This is a genomic window from Oribacterium sp. C9 (assembly GCF_002007235.1).
Taxonomy (GTDB): Bacteria; Bacillota; Clostridia; order Lachnospirales; family Lachnospiraceae; genus Oribacterium.
This window is the reverse complement of sequence record NZ_MUHW01000030.1, coordinates 1-17,001: the sequence shown is the minus strand read 5'-3', so window position 1 is coordinate 17,001 and position 17,001 is coordinate 1. Positions and strand designations below refer to the sequence as shown.

The 17,001-nt window shown below is 39.5% G+C and carries 20 protein-coding genes; 19 read left to right on the top strand and 1 reads right to left on the bottom strand.

The features are described from left to right. Positions 1-116: 116 nt before the first annotated feature. From BXO88_RS14705 to BXO88_RS14665, 8 genes are all read left to right on the top strand, one after another. A complete protein-coding gene (locus BXO88_RS14705; protein ID WP_078038484.1) occupies positions 117-317 on the top strand; it encodes a hypothetical protein in 201 nt (66 codons plus the stop codon). A gap of 114 nt (positions 318-431) precedes the next feature. Then, the gene (locus BXO88_RS14700; RefSeq protein WP_242945238.1) at positions 432-1,172 is read left to right on the top strand and encodes a nucleoside/nucleotide kinase family protein; all 741 of its coding nucleotides are present in this window, start codon (positions 432-434) and stop codon (positions 1,170-1,172) included. Positions 1,173-1,200: 28 nt separating this feature from the next. Next, on the top strand, positions 1,201-1,911 hold the full coding sequence (locus BXO88_RS14695) for an SDR family NAD(P)-dependent oxidoreductase (protein WP_078038483.1): 711 nt from the start codon (positions 1,201-1,203) through the stop codon (positions 1,909-1,911). 462 nt (positions 1,912-2,373) lie between these two features. Then, on the top strand, positions 2,374-3,174 hold the full coding sequence (locus BXO88_RS14690; RefSeq protein ID WP_078038482.1) for a class I SAM-dependent methyltransferase: 801 nt from the start codon (positions 2,374-2,376) through the stop codon (positions 3,172-3,174). A 200-nt stretch (positions 3,175-3,374) separates the two neighbouring features. After that, positions 3,375-4,301, top strand: coding sequence for an aldo/keto reductase (locus tag BXO88_RS14685; RefSeq protein WP_078038481.1), 927 nt, complete (start codon positions 3,375-3,377; stop codon positions 4,299-4,301). A 117-nt stretch (positions 4,302-4,418) separates the two neighbouring features. Then, positions 4,419-4,931, top strand: coding sequence for a nitroreductase family protein (locus BXO88_RS14680; RefSeq protein ID WP_078038480.1), 513 nt, complete (start codon positions 4,419-4,421; stop codon positions 4,929-4,931). 82 nt (positions 4,932-5,013) lie between these two features. Next, on the top strand, positions 5,014-5,610 hold the full coding sequence (locus BXO88_RS14675; protein WP_078038479.1) for a class I SAM-dependent methyltransferase: 597 nt from the start codon (positions 5,014-5,016) through the stop codon (positions 5,608-5,610). A 329-nt stretch (positions 5,611-5,939) separates the two neighbouring features. Then, positions 5,940-6,551, top strand: coding sequence for a GDSL-type esterase/lipase family protein (locus BXO88_RS14665; RefSeq protein ID WP_078038477.1), 612 nt, complete (start codon positions 5,940-5,942; stop codon positions 6,549-6,551). Positions 6,552-6,602: 51 nt separating this feature from the next. Here BXO88_RS14665 and BXO88_RS14660 read toward each other — a convergent pair whose 3' ends face one another. Next, positions 6,603-7,664, bottom strand: a complete 1,062-nt coding sequence (locus tag BXO88_RS14660) for an acyltransferase family protein (RefSeq protein WP_078038476.1) — start codon at positions 7,662-7,664, stop codon at positions 6,603-6,605. A 248-nt stretch (positions 7,665-7,912) separates the two neighbouring features. Here BXO88_RS14660 and BXO88_RS14655 point away from each other — a divergent pair, with 248 nt between their 5' ends. From BXO88_RS14655 to BXO88_RS14605, 11 genes are all read left to right on the top strand, one after another. Further along, positions 7,913-8,323, top strand: a complete 411-nt coding sequence (locus BXO88_RS14655) for a peptide deformylase (protein ID WP_078038475.1) — start codon at positions 7,913-7,915, stop codon at positions 8,321-8,323. Positions 8,324-8,480: 157 nt separating this feature from the next. Further along, on the top strand, positions 8,481-9,164 hold the full coding sequence (locus BXO88_RS14650) for a hypothetical protein (RefSeq protein WP_078038474.1): 684 nt from the start codon (positions 8,481-8,483) through the stop codon (positions 9,162-9,164). Beyond that, positions 9,142-9,747, top strand: coding sequence for a hypothetical protein (locus BXO88_RS14645; protein WP_078038473.1), 606 nt, complete (start codon positions 9,142-9,144; stop codon positions 9,745-9,747). The genes BXO88_RS14650 and BXO88_RS14645 overlap by 23 nt, the downstream gene beginning before the upstream one ends. A gap of 119 nt (positions 9,748-9,866) precedes the next feature. Further along, positions 9,867-10,406: a glutathione peroxidase gene (locus BXO88_RS14640; protein WP_078038472.1), complete on the top strand. Its 540-nt coding sequence runs from the start codon at positions 9,867-9,869 to the stop codon at positions 10,404-10,406. Positions 10,407-10,696: 290 nt separating this feature from the next. Then, positions 10,697-11,236, top strand: a complete 540-nt coding sequence (locus BXO88_RS14635) for a GNAT family N-acetyltransferase (RefSeq protein ID WP_206100001.1) — start codon at positions 10,697-10,699, stop codon at positions 11,234-11,236. A 122-nt stretch (positions 11,237-11,358) separates the two neighbouring features. Next, on the top strand, positions 11,359-11,985 hold the full coding sequence (locus BXO88_RS14630) for an esterase (RefSeq protein WP_078038471.1): 627 nt from the start codon (positions 11,359-11,361) through the stop codon (positions 11,983-11,985). 241 nt (positions 11,986-12,226) lie between these two features. After that, positions 12,227-13,168 carry a metallophosphoesterase gene (locus tag BXO88_RS14625; protein WP_168171734.1) on the top strand — a complete coding sequence of 314 codons (942 nt, stop codon included), beginning with the start codon at positions 12,227-12,229 and terminating at the stop codon, positions 13,166-13,168. Positions 13,169-13,399: 231 nt separating this feature from the next. Continuing rightward, entirely contained in the window at positions 13,400-13,978 is a 579-nt protein-coding gene (locus tag BXO88_RS14620; protein ID WP_078038469.1) for an NAD(P)H-dependent oxidoreductase, read from the top strand. Further along, a complete protein-coding gene (locus BXO88_RS14615) occupies positions 13,966-14,619 on the top strand; it encodes a hypothetical protein (protein ID WP_078038468.1) in 654 nt (217 codons plus the stop codon). Before BXO88_RS14620 ends, BXO88_RS14615 begins: the two co-directional genes overlap by 13 nt. A gap of 221 nt (positions 14,620-14,840) precedes the next feature. Next, positions 14,841-15,500: a hypothetical protein gene (locus BXO88_RS14610; protein ID WP_078038467.1), complete on the top strand. Its 660-nt coding sequence runs from the start codon at positions 14,841-14,843 to the stop codon at positions 15,498-15,500. Between the two features lie 123 nt (positions 15,501-15,623). Then, complete coding sequence (locus BXO88_RS14605; protein ID WP_330395173.1) at positions 15,624-16,883, top strand: MATE family efflux transporter; 1,260 nt, start codon at positions 15,624-15,626, stop codon at positions 16,881-16,883. Positions 16,884-17,001: the final 118 nt, after the last annotated feature.

Below are 17,001 nucleotides of genomic sequence, written 5' to 3'. Positions count from 1 at the left end.
AAGCACGGAAGAGAAGCCGGCTAAAAAGTGTACCTGCCGAGTGGATATTTGGATATGTTTGAAATACTGAATAGAATCTGGAGAAAGAGAGCTATAGAGCGAAAGGAACGGTGTATATGAATGAAGAGGAATTAAGAAGAGAAATCTTAGAAGCCGGAGGTTTATCTGTCTGGGAAGGAAAATCTGATCCTGTAGAAATGGGTATAAAGATGGCAAGCCTTGTTCAGTTCCTGAAAGATAAATCCGATTTTGAACAGAAAGCTTATATTGAGCAGATAAGATTTAAGGGATTGGAGTATTTCTTGTCGGACTGTTAATCAGGATCGTTTTGAAATTCATAAAGGTTTAAATAGAGTATAGTTGGACCATAAATGGAAAAAATAACCGGTGCCGGTAAAGGAAGATATCGGTTTATTGTGTGAATAAGATATATGATAAATTACTCTGTAGAAATAAATGGAATAAATGTTGAGGCTACATACAGCGATAAATCAGTGGAGGAGCTGTTTTTACCTTTGTTAAAGCATCTTACTGTTATACAAAAAGAAAAAGGTAGACGCATTCTGGTAATGCTTGCAGCTCCTCCGGGAGCAGGAAAGAGCACACTTTGCAGTTTTCTCGAAAGCTTGTCGAAAGAGCATGATGATATCTGTGATGTTCAGGCTATCGGAATGGATGGATTTCATAGAAGACAGGAGTACCTCGTATCCCATACAGCTCTTAGAGATGGCAAAGAGATCAAAATGGTAGACATAAAGGGTGCACCTGTAACCTTCGATCTTGAAAAGCTTACTGAAGCTGTCAGAAAGGTTGTGTCAGGAGTGGAATGTTACTGGCCGAGTTATGACAGACATTTTCATAACCCTGTAGAAGATGCAGTGCATATTACCGGAGATATCGTACTTCTCGAAGGAAACTATCTGCTTCTTGATGAAGAAGGATGGAGTGATCTTAGAAGAATGGCAGATTATACCATAAGTATCTCGGCCAGCGAAGATTTACTTCGTAGCAGGCTGATCGACAGGAAAATCAAAAGTGGAAATGACATGTATAAGGCATCCAAATTTGTCGATTTCAGTGATATGGCAAATGTCAGACTGTGTCTGGAGAAAACTACGAAAGCTGATCTTTTGTTACGAGTGTCCGAAGATGGAGAGTATGAAAGGTCGTGATGTATGCGTAGAGGGGAGGACTATAGTGATGTCTGAATTCAGAAATAAAGTTGTTGTCATAACAGGTGGTGCTAATGGAATAGGAAAGTGTATTGCTGACGAATTCATCGAGCAGGAAGCACTTGTTGAGATTGTTGATAAGGCTTCGGGGAATCATTATGTCGGTGATATCTCTGATAAAAAAGTACTGGAAGAGTTCTCTGAATATGTGATTTCAAAACATGGCAAGGTAGATATTCTAATAAATAATGCACTGCCGCTTATGAAGGGCATCGATGACTGCTCATATGAAGAATTCGAATATGCTCTGGCGGTCGGAGTCACAGCACCATTTTATCTGACGAAACTTTTTTCACCGTATTTTTCAAAAGGTGGATCAATAGTAAATATTTCTTCTTCACGTGATAGAATGAGCCAGCCACAGACTGAAAGCTATACAGCGGCAAAAGGAGGAATTGCATCACTTACTCATGCACTGGCTGTGAGTTTTTCAGGAAGAGTCAGAGTAAATTCTGTTTCGCCGGGATGGATAGATACTGAATATAAGGTATATGAAGGATCCGATGCGGTACAGCAGCCTGCAGGAAGAGTCGGAAATCCTATGGATATTGCAAATACGGTTTTGTTTCTGTGCTCTGAAAAGGCAGGTTTTATAACCGGAGAGAACATTTGCGTTGACGGGGGAATGACAAAACTCATGATCTATCATGGAGATAATGGGTGGAGATTAGATAGATAGAGAATATGAAAGATCATGAGAAAGAAACCGTAGATGTGATATTGAGTCGATAGACTCGTGGAAACTATTACGTTTCGGGCAAAGGAGTTCCTGACGAAAACATCCTTTTGATCAGGTACAGGCTCATTCCAGCTTAAAGGCTGCATGTATTGAAGAAGCTGCTGAGGTTGTTGGTGGGATATAGTAGAGTATAGGTAAAAAAGTATGATACGTCTTCAATAGAAACAGGTAAAAGTCTGCCCGGATTCAAAGCAGTTAGAACCAGAATTCTTTATGGTAATGGAGACTCTATGACACTGATTAGAGAAGAAAGATGTTAGCTTGAGATTTGTCTGTTCTGTTTTTTGTGAAATTATGGACAATTCAGAAAAGGAGTATTATTATAACCGATAGTTAGATATAACTAACCCATAAAAGCATCATACATTTTTAGATTTAAGATGATTCCGGAGGATGAAGAATATGGAACTGCAATTAGGAGACGTTCAGACAACAGCACTGATACCACTTGCGGTGAAGGCAAGTGAGACCTTAAGGGAAAATCCTCGTATCAAAGATCCCAAGGCTGTAGACATTATCAGGCATTTGAAAATTGATACAAAGCAATATGATAAATTTCTTTCACATGAGGGAGTAATTGCACGTACCATCATGTTGGATCGTAAGATAAAAAGGATCATAGAAAAGTATCCTGATACAGTAATAGTAAATATAGGTGCTGGTTTTGATAACAGATTCTCGAGAATTGATAATGGAAAGATATTATGGTTTGATATAGACCTGCCTGATGCAATAGCTGCAAGGAAGAAGGCATTCCCTGAACAGGAGAGGGTGACTATGATACCTTGCGATGCATTAAAGAGTGATTGGTGTGGAGCGGTAAATAGTGCCCTCTGTGGAAGAGAATCCAAACCAGTCTTTATAGCTGAGGGACTGTTTATGTATCTTACCCTTGACCAGATAAAAATACTTCTTGAAAACCTTAAAAAAGGCTTCCCAAACGGAGGAACACTTATAGCCGAACAAAACTGCAAAATGATGGTAAAAAATGAAAAGTATCATGATACTGTAAGAAATACAAATGCCCATTTTGCGTCAGGAACAGATACCGCACAGGAAATCGTAGATTTAACTGATGGAATAAGACTTATGGATGAGCATAGTTTTAATGAAGAGATGAAAAAGCACAGCATACGCGGTAAGCTTTTTGCTCTGTTGTTTCCGAACATGAATGACAGATGGGCAACATTTGAATGGGGCTGAAAGGATTCTGGTCTTACTAAGCCAGTTGAGATGTAAGAGAGTCTCCTTCATTTTAAGTATCTTTTAAGAGTGGGTTTCCGTATTTTTAGTACAAAATGATAAAAAGTACTTGAGTTAAAGTTGACTTCAAGATGTATAATAATAACGGACAATTCAATGGTGCACAAGAGAATAATTCGATAGTAAAGGAGATAATAAAAATGCAGAAGATCAACATAACAAATGGACCGGAAAATGCATCAAGACTTATTCTTGGATGTATGAGAATGCCTGCACTTAGTACAGAAGATGCAGCAAAAATGATTGAGACAGCAGTAAAGCTTGGCATTAACTATATTGATCATGCTACATGTTATGGTGACGGCGAAGCAGAGAGAAGATTTGGAGATGCCATAACACTTACAGATGTTAAACGTGAAGATCTGATAATCCAGTCGAAATGCGGGCTGAGGTTTGACAAACAGATATTTGATTGGAGAAAATCAAATATTATAGATAGTGTTGATGGAATTCTCAAAAGGCTTAAGATGGAATATCTGGACGTGCTGCTTCTCCACAGACCTGACCTCCTGTATGATCCGGAGCAGATTGCAGAGGCTTTTGATGAACTTGAGTCAGCCGGAAAGGTGAGGCACTTCGGTGTGAGCAACACCATGCCGATGCAAATAGAACTTTTGAAGAAGTATGTGAAACAGCCTCTGAAGATCAACCAGCTGCAGCTTTCCCTTGAGCAGTCTCAGCTGATAGATCAGGATCTTTACATGAACAACAAAACCACGGATATGTCTGTGATGCGTGATGGTGGAGCACTTGATTATTGCCGTCTCAATGATATTACTATTCAGGCCTGGTCGCCTCTGCAGCATGGAATGTTCAAAGGTATGTTCATTGATAATCCTGAGTTCCCGGAGATGAACAAAGTACTTGGAGAGCTGGCAGAGCAGTATGGTGTTACCAAGGCGGCCATTGCTATTGCATGGATTTTGAGACATCCTGCGAAGATGCAGGTTATAGCAGGGACCATGAATCCTATGCATCTGACAGAGCTGGCAGCTGCTGACAGGATTGAACTTACACATGAAGAGTGGTACAGACTGTATCTTTCTTCCGGAAAATTCTTACCATGATCGATAGGATTACGCAGATCAATGAGAATGTTCAAGGCCGCCCTCAGCACATTCCTAGGAAGATTTCAAATAAAATATAATAAATAGAAATTGTTATTAAAGAAAAGGAGTGTAATTATGGAATTTAAAGATGTGGTAAAGAACCGTTATTCATGTAAGAAGTACAGTGAAAGAAAAGTTGACAGAGCAAAACTTAATGAGATACTTGAAGCAGGACGACTTGCTCCTACGGCAAAGAATCTTCAGGAACAGCATATTTATGTTGTAGAGTCTGAGGAGAACCTTGCCAAGATTGATAAGGCCACTCCGTGTCGTTATGGTGCCCAGACTGTCATTGTTGTGGCATTTGATAAGAACAATGTTTTTACATATCCCGGTGGAAAGAGAGATTCAGGAGTTGAAGATGCATCCATAGTGGCTACACATCTTATGCTGGCTGCAGCAGATGCAGGAGTAGAAAGCTGCTGGCTGAATTACTTTGATCCTGATAAACTTGCAGCGGATCTTGGCCTTCCTGAAAATGAAGAAATCCTTATGCTCCTAGATATTGGTTATGCAGCAGAAGGAACTGGTCCTCTTGCAAATCATAACAGCAGAAAAGACATGACAGAAACAGTTAGTTATATCTGATAGTTGTACGGTTACTCGGTTACGTAAAAGAAAGAATGTTTTACAGGTGTAATACAAACTGATTATTAGACTTGGAGAAGTAATGTTTTGGGATAATATTTCACCTTTATATGATCTTTTTGAAATAATATACAATCACAAAGTATACAGCGAAATAGGGAAGCGGGTTTCGGAATATATTGATCCCTCGGATGAAGTTTTGGAATGTGCCTGCGGAACAGGAATTATAACTTTTCCAATAGCTTTGAAATGTAAAAGTCTTGTGGCAACAGATTTTTCCAGAGGAATGCTTAAACAGGCAGAGAAAAAGTGCAGGACGAGAAAAAATGTTGAATTTAAACTTTCGGATATAACAAATATTGAATATGAAAATGGAAAGTTCGATAAGGCTGTTGCGGGTAATGTTATTCATTTGCTTCCTGATCCCGGTAAGGCACTTTCGGAGCTTGAACGTGTAGTTAAGCCCGGAGGAAAAGTGATTATTCCCACATATATAAATATGTCAAAACAATCGGCAACATTGGCAGTAAAGTTTCTGGAGCTGCTGGGAGCTGAATTCAAGAAGCAATTTGATCTTGAATCTTATAAGTCATTCTTTGCAGATATGGGATATACCAACGTAGAGTTTGATGTGATTGATGGGAAAATGCCTTGCGCAATTGCCGTGATAACAAGATGATTTCATAATTGAAATTAATACAAAATGCGGTGCTGAGTCTTTCAGTACCGCATTTTGTGTTGTACTATGTTTACATAATGAGTTTATTTGAGGAGATTTTTGATGAAGGGATATTATCTAAAATTCAGATATATAGCTGAAATATTTTTAATTGCATCATTTATGGGGTGGATCTATGAATCTGTTTGGTACAGTATGGTGGAAAATCAGATAGGGTTCGTGAACAGAGGAACGCTTTTTAATAAGTTTAGGAATAAAAGCATTATAAAGTGGAAGGTCTCACATACTTCTTTCAACAGATTATAAGGCTGACATTGGTAAGTTAAAAAATGATGAAAAAAACACTATATATTTATGGGGATTCAAATACATACGGTTATAATCCACTTGCATCATGCTATGAAGATGACAGGCTGCCGGAGGCAACACGTTGGCCTGTAATATTAAAGAGAAATTTGAAATCCGTAGCAGTAATCGATGACGGACAAAATGGGCGATGTTTACCATGTGGTGAAGCTGAGTATGAACGATTCCGGGTATCGTTAAGACTATATGAGAAGCTTGATTACTTTATGGTCATGCTTGGGACAAATGATCTGTTGAATCAGCCTTATCCTGATCCGGATGAAGTTGCAAATAATATGGAGTCTTTTATAAAGGATGTCATGTCTGTTCATTCTGAATGTACTTGTATCATAGTTGCACCACCATATATGGGATTTCCTTCAGGACACCCAATGAATACTTATCAGAAAGCTAATGAAAAACTTGGAGTTTTATATCATGAGATTTCTGATAAGTATAGTGCCAGATTCATTGATACAGCCGGTTGGAGACCGGAACTTTTTTATGATGGTATACATCTGTCGGAAAATGGAAATGAACAGTTTGGAGAATATATTTCAGAGGCATTAAATAATCTGGGAATAGGCACAGAGTAGTTGTCGTTACGAACAAGCTTAATCTATAGGAAAAATCAATCCCATATCCGCTCAGTTGGCCTTATCCGGATACCTTGGGAACTGTCCCAGTAGCTGAGGTACAAACGTTTCTATGACAGCACACAAAATCAGGGCAGCAGCGAAGGAAAGGCACGTTGCTATACATGCCACCAGCAGCTGAGGACCTTCAAGCCAGGTGTGGATCCATGGAATGATCAGATCAAGCTGTATGTTTTTATGAAGAAGGAATATTCCCAGCGTATGTTGTCCGACATATGTAATAGCCTTTGTGCTGAAGGGTCTCGCGCCTTCCCGTGAGATTCGGAAGATCAGCATGGAGATGCCCAGTATCAGAACTGTACCTGAAATAGAATTATACATAAACCAGAAGATGTTGCCGTAATCACCGCCGCACATCAGGCTCAGCTCTAGAGCATCACCTCTTAAGATGGTTCCGAAGGTAAGCATTATTCCTGAGATTGAGGTGATAAGGAACAGCATCAATGTTTTTGACTGTGCCAGGATAAGTATCTGCTGGCGGAGCGCGATGCCAAGCAGGATAAAACCAGATGCGATAAAGCTGACATTCATACACCACGGATATCCGATTTCGATCTTCGGGAACAGGAAACCAGTGGCGAACATCGGAACTGCCAAAATACCAAGCCATAAATTCATATTCTTACACTTGGTAATACTCAGAATATTCATAAGTACCTGGCAGTAGATTCTGGCTACAAAGAAACATGTCAGATACCACAATGATGTCAGTGTACCTGTCTTGCCCAGCATCTGCCATGAGCCGTACAGGAACTTTGGTACGTTTTCAAAGTTGAATGGAGCATAGATAAAAGCAAAAATCAGATAAGGAACTATCAGAGCAAGAAGATTCTTCTTAATAAAACTAATCCATTCCCTGAATGACCTGAGTTCTTTTGCTTTAATGGACATACCGGCAAGGAAAAAGAAAAGCGGCATATGAAAAGAATACAACAGACGCCTATACATAGGAGTATCCAGATTGCCTGTAGTATGCCCCAGTATTACCAGGATGATGGTAGTAGCCTTAGCAATATCGATTAGTTCTATCCTTACCTTCTTTTTATCACTCATAATGTTTCACTCTTTAGGATTAATAATAAGCCTCTATCATTCTTTTTGGATAAGCTTACAAAAATGAAGTACCACACTATTTCAACAATATTTTACCATTTTCTGTTTTTTATTTTGTAAAAAAAGAATAAAATCCATACAAATGAAAATACATATTGGGTTTCATCCAACAGTTAAATCTCGCTAAGGTGTTTTCTCAAGCACATCTTATGGTAAGATAAGAAAAAACGGGAGTTGGTGGTTCAAGTATGATAAAGAAGATAGTGAAAGATACAATATTTCTTAAGCAGAAGTCAGTGCCTGCAACAGAAAATGATAAGAAGGTAATTGAAGATCTTTTGGACACTTTAGAGGCTAATCAGGACAGGTGTGTAGGGATGGCGGCAAATATGATAGGCGTTAAGAAGCAGATTATAGTAGTTGCTATGGGACCGGTAATATTTCCAATGATCAATCCTGTGATCACAAAGAAGTCCGGTGAATATGAGACAGAAGAAAGCTGTCTTTCTTTGAATGGTGCCAAGAGATGTAAGAGGTATAAAGAAATAGAAGTTGATTATCTTGATAGAGATTTCAAGCCGCAACATGGAAAATACAGTGATTTTGTGGCACAGATAATTCAACATGAGATAGATCATTTTGAAGGTATTTTGATTTAAACGACGAGCGATCCTGTAATCTTCCGCATGTGGCTTTTTGATCGCTAATGTGTGAGCAGCTTAGTGCCGATAAACTTTTTAGAAAATAATGATGAATCCAATTAATATTAAATATACATTTAATTTGTTGGAATAACGGTAACAGAAAAGGAAACATATGGATAGAACCGGAGGAGGCGGAAGCCGTCAAAGAAATACAACAAGCGGATCAAGCCACGTGTCTACAAGAGGAAGCGGTCTGGGGCTCGGAGGTCCGGTGGGCAATTCGGGTGGTTACAAAGGAAGACCGGGACTAGGAGGCAGAGGAGGCAATAATGGTTGTGGCTGCAGCGGTTGCGGCTGCGTGCCTGCCATGATATTTGCGGTCATTATCATTATTTCCATAATCTATAGTGGAGGATCCCAGCTGTTGGAACTTGGATCCGCAGTTTTTCATAAAGCATCCACAAAACTTGAGGATGGAAGTGTTCAGCAGGGAATCGATAGCGGTATCAGTGCCATCCAGGAGGCAGTACAGGGTATAGGCAGTGGTTCCGGTAGTAGCAATGATGGTAAAGCCGGACTGATCTCCGGCAGTAGTGCAGTAAATGCTAACCAGTCTGCAAAACCATTGCTGACTGAATCCTATGATAACGGAAGCTTGTTGCCACTTTCAGGTGGCAACGGTTTTCTTCCAAGTCTTGCTGCAGGAACATCTATGTCGGCTATTGCAGACGGCATTTCGAACGGAGGAAACTCACAGGGCTGGTCTGATCCTGAAGGAAAAGCAATTAATGCATCCCACCTTGTGTGGTCCCGAAATAAAAAAAGGGCAGCAGGTGCTGATTCTGTCAGACGATGAATGGGATGCTGTGGAATATGTCAAGCTCAATGTCTTTGTAGATACCGGCAGTGCGTTCATCGACCTTGGACTTGATAATCTCTATGAATTTGATGATGACCTGAATCTGATTGGCGAGTACGACGATACCTGGCTGTCTCTTGACAAACATGTGGTTGCGTATTATCAGCTGGATGGCTGGCACGAGGGCAACAGATATCAATCCCGCGGATATATCCCTGCTTTTGTTAATGCTAAACACGCAAATATCATACTGCAGTTTGACAATTCAAATCCGGACGGAAAGATCCTCGGTGTTAAACCGCTTCCAGACAGTCCGGGAGGTGACCTTTCCACTGAGGAGATGTGTAGCGGGCTGGAACCTTTAAACGAGGGGGATCTGATAGAACCCGTCTGTGACATTTATTCCTATGAAGGAGACTTTATCGATAACTATTTTCTGGGAGATGGTTTCGAAGTAGGGGATAAGCCACTGATCGCCAACATTCGCCTTGAAGACGGAACAGTCACCAGTGTTGCGTATCGTCTGACGGACTATAAGGGATATCATTACTGGACCCCATTGATCGAAAACAGAGAATAAAAAGATGATATCGCTCGTGATAAAAAAGGTATTGATTTTTGATCGCGAGCGATTTATTATATCAATATAAGTTGCGAACAATTAAATAGATATAAATATAATAACGGGAGGAATCATCAATGATCTATGATTATAAGGTAACTACGGGAAATGGGGAAGAACTGAGCCTTTCAGAGTATAAGGGAAAAGTGATTCTCATTGTTAATACTGCTACAGGCTGTGGTTTTACACCTCAGTATGAGCCGATTGAAGAGCTGTATAAAAAGTATCATGACATGGGATTGGAAATACTGGATATTCCTTGCAATCAGTTTGGAGGACAGGCTCCAGGAACAGATGAAGAGATACATGAGTTCTGTACTTTGCATTACAACACTACATTTCCTCAGATGAAAAAGGCTGATGTAAATGGCGAGAATGAGCTTCCTCTTTACACATACCTCAAGTCTCAGAAGGGGTTCGAAGGTTTTCAGGATCATCAGTACAGGGAAATCCTTGAAAAGATGTTCGCGGAAGCAGATCCTGAGTGGGATAAAAAGCCTGATATCAAGTGGAACTTTACTAAATTCCTGATTGACAGAGAAGGAAATGTTGTTGCACGCTTTGAACCAACAGCAGATGTATCAGATGTAGAAGCTTGTATAAAATCATTACTGTGATAAGGGGATAGCAACTGACAATTAAATATAATGTATCTGAACCCAGCTCAATAGATTTATTACACCAGTTATTCTAAGATCGTGTTTTAGCGATATCTAAAATACGATCTTTTTTGTTATACTTATCTATTATACAAGGTGCGTTCTGACTGTGTATTCTTTATGATCACTAAAAGACCGGAGCGAATTGCGAACCATACCTGTGGATTTTTTATAGTTGACAAACTTATTGATGTAGTACTTAACTGAAAGATGAATATTTTGACATATAAAGGTCTAAGGAGCAGTATATGAGAAAAACGGAAGTGGAAGATTATTCTCTGTATGAGAGATTTGATTTTAGAACGATACGACAGGAAGAAGCAGAACAAGCCGCAATGATTGAGCAGATATGTTTTCCGCCTAATGAGGCATGTACACCCAAATGTATGATAGAAAGAGTAGAGGTAGCATCTGATATTTTTCTTGTGGCAGTTGACCGGGAGAAGGACGGAAAGATAGCTGGCTTCATTAATGGAATTGCTACAGATGAGTATACATTCCGGGACGAATTCTTTATCGATGCCGGACTTCATAAGGATGATGGTCAGAATATTATGATACTTGGACTGGATGTTCTGCCTGAGTATCGAAATCAGGGACTAGGAAGAGAGCTTGTTTATAATTATTGTCGAAATGAACAGTCTCGTGGAAGAAAAAGACTTGTTCTTACCTGCCATAGTAACAAGGTGCAGATGTACTCCAAGTTTGGATTCATTGATAGAGGCGAGGCAAACTCTGCTTGGGGTGGTGAAAAGTGGCATGAGATGGACATTGAATTGAATATATAGAGAACTGTAAAAATGAATATTGCAAATACAGTTTTATATTTACGTAGGATGTTGTAAAGAACTGATGGATTACGGGAAGTTATTTCTTGAAAATATGAATAAATGAATTTAGGGGCTCTGTGATGGAGATAAATGAATTTGGAAACGAAAGTGCTCAAGTTGTTTTAATTCAACCTGTCGGCGACCATGAAATAGATTTGATAGAAAATGAGATCAATTGGATCAGTGATAATACTGAAATCAGTTTTAAGCTCATTACTTTTAAAATCAATGATTGGAACAGAGAATTATCACCATGGAAAGCACCTGCAGTGTTCGGTAAAGAAGACTTTGGAGATAATGCAGCTTCTACACTGAATGAAATCATGAAGTATTGCAAAGACGAAACAAAAACATACTATATAGGAGGCTATTCGCTTGCAGGTCTTTTTGCCATTTGGGCTTCGTATCAGACAGATTTGTTCCGTGGTGTAGTCGCAGCCTCTCCGTCCATGTGGTTTCCTGAATTTACAGATTATATGAAGGATCACAGTATAAAATGCAGTCACGTGTACCTGAGTCTTGGAGATAAAGAAGAAAAAACCAGAAATCCTGTTATGGCGGAAGTGGGGAATAAACTTCGTAAGGCATATGGACTACTGAAAGACAAGGGAATAAATTGTACATTTGAATGGAATGAAGGAAACCATTTCAAAGATGCTGATTTGAGAACTGCAAAAGGTTTTCTATGGATCATGACAAATAGTTAATTGTTTATGCCCTGTGCTATAGCTGTGATAACGAAGAAAAGCTTGTTGAAGAAGTCGGGAATTTAATATGAATATGTGGACAATAATTATCGGAGTTGCGTTGACAGGCACAATATGCGGAATAATATATCTTTTTACACGGTTTCAACAGTTTGGCATAGTACGCAGGATATCAGGAGAAAGAAAAATAATACGAGGTCTTCTGGCTTTTATTCCCGTTCTTCTTATTCTGTGTTGTTTTATGATAGACGTAGTAAACACTATAGTTGTTGTTCTAAACCTGATTATGTTCTGGATTGTTGGAGATATCATCGAGTGGAGCATCAAAAAAATCAGAGTAAAACAAGTTTATAAACATACACCTCATTTGTACTATACAGGTATGATTGTACTGTTGGTTACTTCGATTTATTTGTGTTTCGGATGGTATCTCGAGCACCATGTATGGAGGACAGAGTACAATCTGACAACAGATAAGAATATCGGACAAAAGGAACTGAAAGTGATACTCTTTTCAGATTCACATATTGGAAATTCATTAGATGGAGAACGCTTTGAGGAGCAGATGAAAGTGATACAGACAGAGGAACCGGATATAGTATTGATTGCCGGAGACTATGTTGATGATGATACAAGAAAAGAGGATATGGTGAGAAGTTGTCAGGCCCTTGGAGAATTAAGGACGTCTTATGGGGGTTACTATGTTTCCGGGAATCATGATAAGGGATATTTCAATAACAGGGATTTTTCTTATTCGGAACTGACGGAGGAACTTGAGAAAAACGAAGTTATCGTACTTGAAGATGCAACAGTTAAAATAAATGATTCCTTCTATGTGATAGGACGTAAAGACAGGAGTGACAGAAACAGAAAGAATGCATCGGAAATTAAAGAAGGGCTCGATAGTGATAAGTATATGATCATGCTTGATCATCAGCCTAATGATTATGAAGCCGAAGCTGAGTCAGGAGTGGATCTTGTTTTATCAGGTCATACCCACGGTGGTCAGATGTTTCCTATAAATATTTTAGGTGAATTGACAGGAGCAAATGACAGTACATATGGGTATGAAAAAAGAAAAAATACTGAATTTATCGTGACATCTGGAATATCCTGTTGGGCAATAAAGTTCAAGACAGGAACCAGATCAGAATATGTTGTTTTGAATATTTCAGAAAAATAAAGATATTTAGCCAATTTATAATTTAAAGTCTTCAATTAGGGTTTGTACCGGTTATCAATTGTCGTAAATAGAAATTACACACAAAAAGATCAGTTATGCGAAGAGATCAAGCGAAATATAGTGTAAAACAGGCTGAATCAGGTGTAAGATCCGGCCTGTTTTATTTTTTGGAGTATCCTGTAATCGTAGAGCTTAAATATTGTAAAGAGCAGGTTTTCAGGAGGAAGAAACATGGTTCTGCTTATTGATACCACCGAAGAAAAAAAGGGGAAGGATATAGCCTTTTTACTTGGAAAATACGGAAATAGAACTGTTATTTTGGATATACCCAAAGAAGGAAACAGGCTGGTAGATAGTTTTGAAATGAAATATAGTGAGGATGTGGTTGAATATGTTGATACCGAGCATATGAATATCTCACATTGTTTTGGATGCAATTTCTGTTGGCTTAAAACACCGGGGAAATGTGTGATAAATGATGACTATGAGCCACTGCTTAAAAGGATATCAAGGGCTGATCAGGTATGGCTTGTCTCTGATACAAGGTTCGGTTTTGTATCATATAAGACCAAGAATATCATGGATAGGCTTATGCCTATAGTGACCATGAACCTTCACTATGTTGGTGATCAGATGCGTCATATAGCGAGATATGATCATAATCCTGACTGGGGACTCATCTATACCGGAGAAGGTGATAAGGATAATCTGTCATTGTGGTGCGAAAGAGTTGCAGTCAATTTTTCAACGAAATCACTTGGAGTATTTGAGTTTGATAAATGTGGGGAGGCCATAGGATGCATGCAGTAATCATTAACGGGAGTCCGCGAGTTTCAAAGCACAGTAATACAGAAAGAATCATTGATTCATTTGCAGAGGGGCTGGCTCTATCAGGAGCGAGCTATGAAAGATATGCCATATCCGATAAAGATAACTGGGACAGTGCACGTGAAGCATATATAAAAAACACAGAGATCATCATAGCTCTTCCGTTGTATGTTGAATGTGTGCCGGGGATTCTGCTTGAATTTCTGGAGACACTACCGGTGAAGGATGAGACTACAAGAATATCTTTTATTCTTCAGGGGGGATTTGCAGAAGCTAAACAGCTGGAGTGCGGAAAGGCATTTCTTGATAAGCTTCCCGGGTATCTCGGGGTGAGTTATGGCGGAACTCTGATAAAGGGTGACAATTTCGGTATCAGAGTACTGAAGGAATCTGAGGTACAGAAGATCATTACGCCATATAGGAATATGGGGAAAGCCTTTGTGGATGAGGATGGCTTTAAACCGGAAACGGTGAAGAAGTTCGCGGGTCCTGAGATTTTTTCTCTTCCCATACGGCTGATGCTTCAGTTAATGTTTATGACATTAGCCAGAAAGAATTATCGGGATATAGCAAAAGGATGGGGATGCAAGGTTCCCATAGATTACAGACCATGGAGCGCGTGAAAGCAGTATTTTCAGGAAGCTCATTTATTATATAGACGCATGAAAAGAAACCTGGGTTAAAATCTTTTCATGCGTTTTTTTGTGAAAAAATTTTATACGTATTCATATATCTGTCGATGTTTCTTTATAGTGAATTCAACAGAGACGGTTCAATAGTATGAACAGGCATGAGAAAAGCCTGATTATTAATTCAATATGCATTAACTATCTGAGGAAATAATATGATCGAGCGAGATATTGTTAAACTGTTTGAATCCAGGAAGAGTCATATCGATTATCGTTTAGAAAAGGATTATATCAGGAATGGGATTGCTACGCTTCCCTGTAATATTTCTGGCTATGATGATGTTATCAGTACATACAGCGTGAAAAATTATGAGACACTTAACACTGATTTTGTTGATTATCTCAAAACGGCTGCGGGAGTAACTCCGCCTGAGTATCCGCTTGTTTTGAATATAATCAGTGAATGTCTTTCACAGGAAGAGAAAAGAACCATTAAAGAGGTTATCCAGGATTACTTTGCATATGAACTCGGTACCGTGGAGAAGGAAGAGAAAAGACATAAGCGGATCTTCTATGGTATGTTTTTCGGTCTGATCATCCTGGTAATATTATTATGGCATATGCAGTCTCAGTCGGAAGAGCCGTTTGAGCTGTTCTTCATATTTTTCTATTTTATCGGGGATACATTTTGTGACTATATCTTTCTGACAGGACATGACCTTCGTCGTGACAGAAGACTGGCAGGCAGACTTGCTAGCATAAAAGTAGTATTTTCCGAAAGCTATGAGAAGCCGGATTACACAGATAGCGATGTCAGTAAGCTATACTCCGAAATCGAAAAAGATGTAAAAGAAACGTATCAGAAAGAGGAGTGACAAAAGGGTATAGGATGTAGGGAAGGTCATTTATATGGTATATGAAGCATGAGATCACGGATTCATTTATCAGAGCATTTTACATACGGTAAACTACTGCGGTTTACGCTGCCGTCCATTGTGATGAACATTTTTGCTTCCCTGTACATCATCGCTGATGGATATTTTGTCGCAGTTTTTGCAGGAAAGACAGAATTTGCGGCTGTAAACCTTATCATGCCGGTACTGAATATACTCGGAACTATCGGATATATGTTCGGTGTGGGAGGCAGTGCGCTGATTGCAAAAACAATGGGGCAAAAGAAACAGGATCAGGCCAATCGTCTGTTTTCCATGATCGTGTTCGTATCCTCCTGTTTAGGCATATTTATGATGGTGCCGGGTTTTATTTTTATGCGGCAGGTTGCAAGCATGCTAGGTGCGGAAGGAAAACTTCTTGAAGACAGCGTTCTGTACGGACGGATCTTCATTCTGGCTCTGCCCGCATGGATATGGGTGTATGAGTTCCAGTTATTCTTTGTTACTGCTGAAAAACCGGGGCTTGGACTTGTTGTCACAGTATGCGCGGGACTTTGTAATGTTATATTGGATGCGATTTTTATTATAGGATTTAAATTGGGACTTGCAGGTGCAGCTGTTGCTTCGGCTTTGACCCAGGTGGTTGGAGGAGTATTCCCTCTCATTTATTTCAGCCGGAAGAATAATAGCCTGTTGAGGCTTGTTAAACCAGTATGGAATGGAAAGGCTCTTGTTAAGTGTCTTTCAAATGGTTCCTCGGAATTCATGGCGGAAGCCGCAGCGTCTTTGGTAGGGATCATTTACAATGTTCAGCTGTTAAAGTATGCGGGGGAAGATGGAGTCGTCATTTATGGCTTGATAATGTATGTCAGCCTGATTTTTACCGCTATGTTTGTTGGGTATTCCAATGGAAACGGTCCGTTAATTGGATACCATTACGGCGCTAAGAATCATGACGAACTTCAAAATCTGCGAAAAAGAAGTCTGATGTTAGTCGGACTTACATCCGTTTTAATGTTTATTCTTTCAGAAGTACTTGCCCATCCGTTTGCTGAATTGTTTCTGAAAGGAACTGCTAAGCTGCTGCCGGACACTGTACATGCGTTTCGGATAGTATCATTCGCATATTTGTTCACGGGTATGGCGATTTTTGGTTCAGGTTTTTTTACCGCACTGAACAACGGGATGGTTTCTGCGCTGATATCCTTTTTACGGACCTTCGTGTTTGAACTGGGCGCTGTGCTCGTTTTTCCGATACTGTTTGGCGTAGACGGTATATGGTATTCGGTTGTATTTGCAGAACTCATGGCTGCAGCCGTCGGTAGCATATTTATGGCTGCACTGAGAAGTAAATATAAATACTGAATTTACATACAAAAAACGGATCAAAAACAGGAATATAGAAATAGCAGACATAAATAATAAAAGGGCCTTTCGTCATTTATAGTGGGTAACCCCACCATTGCTAATTGATTAAATTTAA

Bases quoted from the DNA above. Each gene is read 5' to 3' on its own strand.
- BXO88_RS14705 (WP_078038484.1), top strand. From the start codon at position 117: ATGAATGAAGAGGAATTAAGAAGAGAAATCTTAGAAGCCGGAGGTTTA.
- BXO88_RS14700 (WP_242945238.1), top strand. From the start codon at position 432: ATGATAAATTACTCTGTAGAAATAAATGGAATAAATGTTGAGGCTACA.
- BXO88_RS14695 (WP_078038483.1), top strand. From the start codon at position 1,201: ATGTCTGAATTCAGAAATAAAGTTGTTGTCATAACAGGTGGTGCTAAT.
- BXO88_RS14690 (WP_078038482.1), top strand. From the start codon at position 2,374: ATGGAACTGCAATTAGGAGACGTTCAGACAACAGCACTGATACCACTT.
- BXO88_RS14685 (WP_078038481.1), top strand. From the start codon at position 3,375: ATGCAGAAGATCAACATAACAAATGGACCGGAAAATGCATCAAGACTT.
- BXO88_RS14680 (WP_078038480.1), top strand. From the start codon at position 4,419: ATGGAATTTAAAGATGTGGTAAAGAACCGTTATTCATGTAAGAAGTAC.
- BXO88_RS14675 (WP_078038479.1), top strand. From the start codon at position 5,014: ATGTTTTGGGATAATATTTCACCTTTATATGATCTTTTTGAAATAATA.
- BXO88_RS14665 (WP_078038477.1), top strand. From the start codon at position 5,940: ATGATGAAAAAAACACTATATATTTATGGGGATTCAAATACATACGGT.
- BXO88_RS14660 (WP_078038476.1), bottom strand. From the start codon at position 7,664: ATGAGTGATAAAAAGAAGGTAAGGATAGAACTAATCGATATTGCTAAG.
- BXO88_RS14655 (WP_078038475.1), top strand. From the start codon at position 7,913: ATGATAAAGAAGATAGTGAAAGATACAATATTTCTTAAGCAGAAGTCA.
- BXO88_RS14650 (WP_078038474.1), top strand. From the start codon at position 8,481: ATGGATAGAACCGGAGGAGGCGGAAGCCGTCAAAGAAATACAACAAGC.
- BXO88_RS14640 (WP_078038472.1), top strand. From the start codon at position 9,867: ATGATCTATGATTATAAGGTAACTACGGGAAATGGGGAAGAACTGAGC.
- BXO88_RS14635 (WP_206100001.1), top strand. From the start codon at position 10,697: ATGAGAAAAACGGAAGTGGAAGATTATTCTCTGTATGAGAGATTTGAT.
- BXO88_RS14630 (WP_078038471.1), top strand. From the start codon at position 11,359: ATGGAGATAAATGAATTTGGAAACGAAAGTGCTCAAGTTGTTTTAATT.
- BXO88_RS14625 (WP_168171734.1), top strand. From the start codon at position 12,227: ATGATAGACGTAGTAAACACTATAGTTGTTGTTCTAAACCTGATTATG.
- BXO88_RS14620 (WP_078038469.1), top strand. From the start codon at position 13,400: ATGGTTCTGCTTATTGATACCACCGAAGAAAAAAAGGGGAAGGATATA.
- BXO88_RS14615 (WP_078038468.1), top strand. From the start codon at position 13,966: ATGCATGCAGTAATCATTAACGGGAGTCCGCGAGTTTCAAAGCACAGT.
- BXO88_RS14610 (WP_078038467.1), top strand. From the start codon at position 14,841: ATGATCGAGCGAGATATTGTTAAACTGTTTGAATCCAGGAAGAGTCAT.
- BXO88_RS14605 (WP_330395173.1), top strand. From the start codon at position 15,624: ATGAACATTTTTGCTTCCCTGTACATCATCGCTGATGGATATTTTGTC.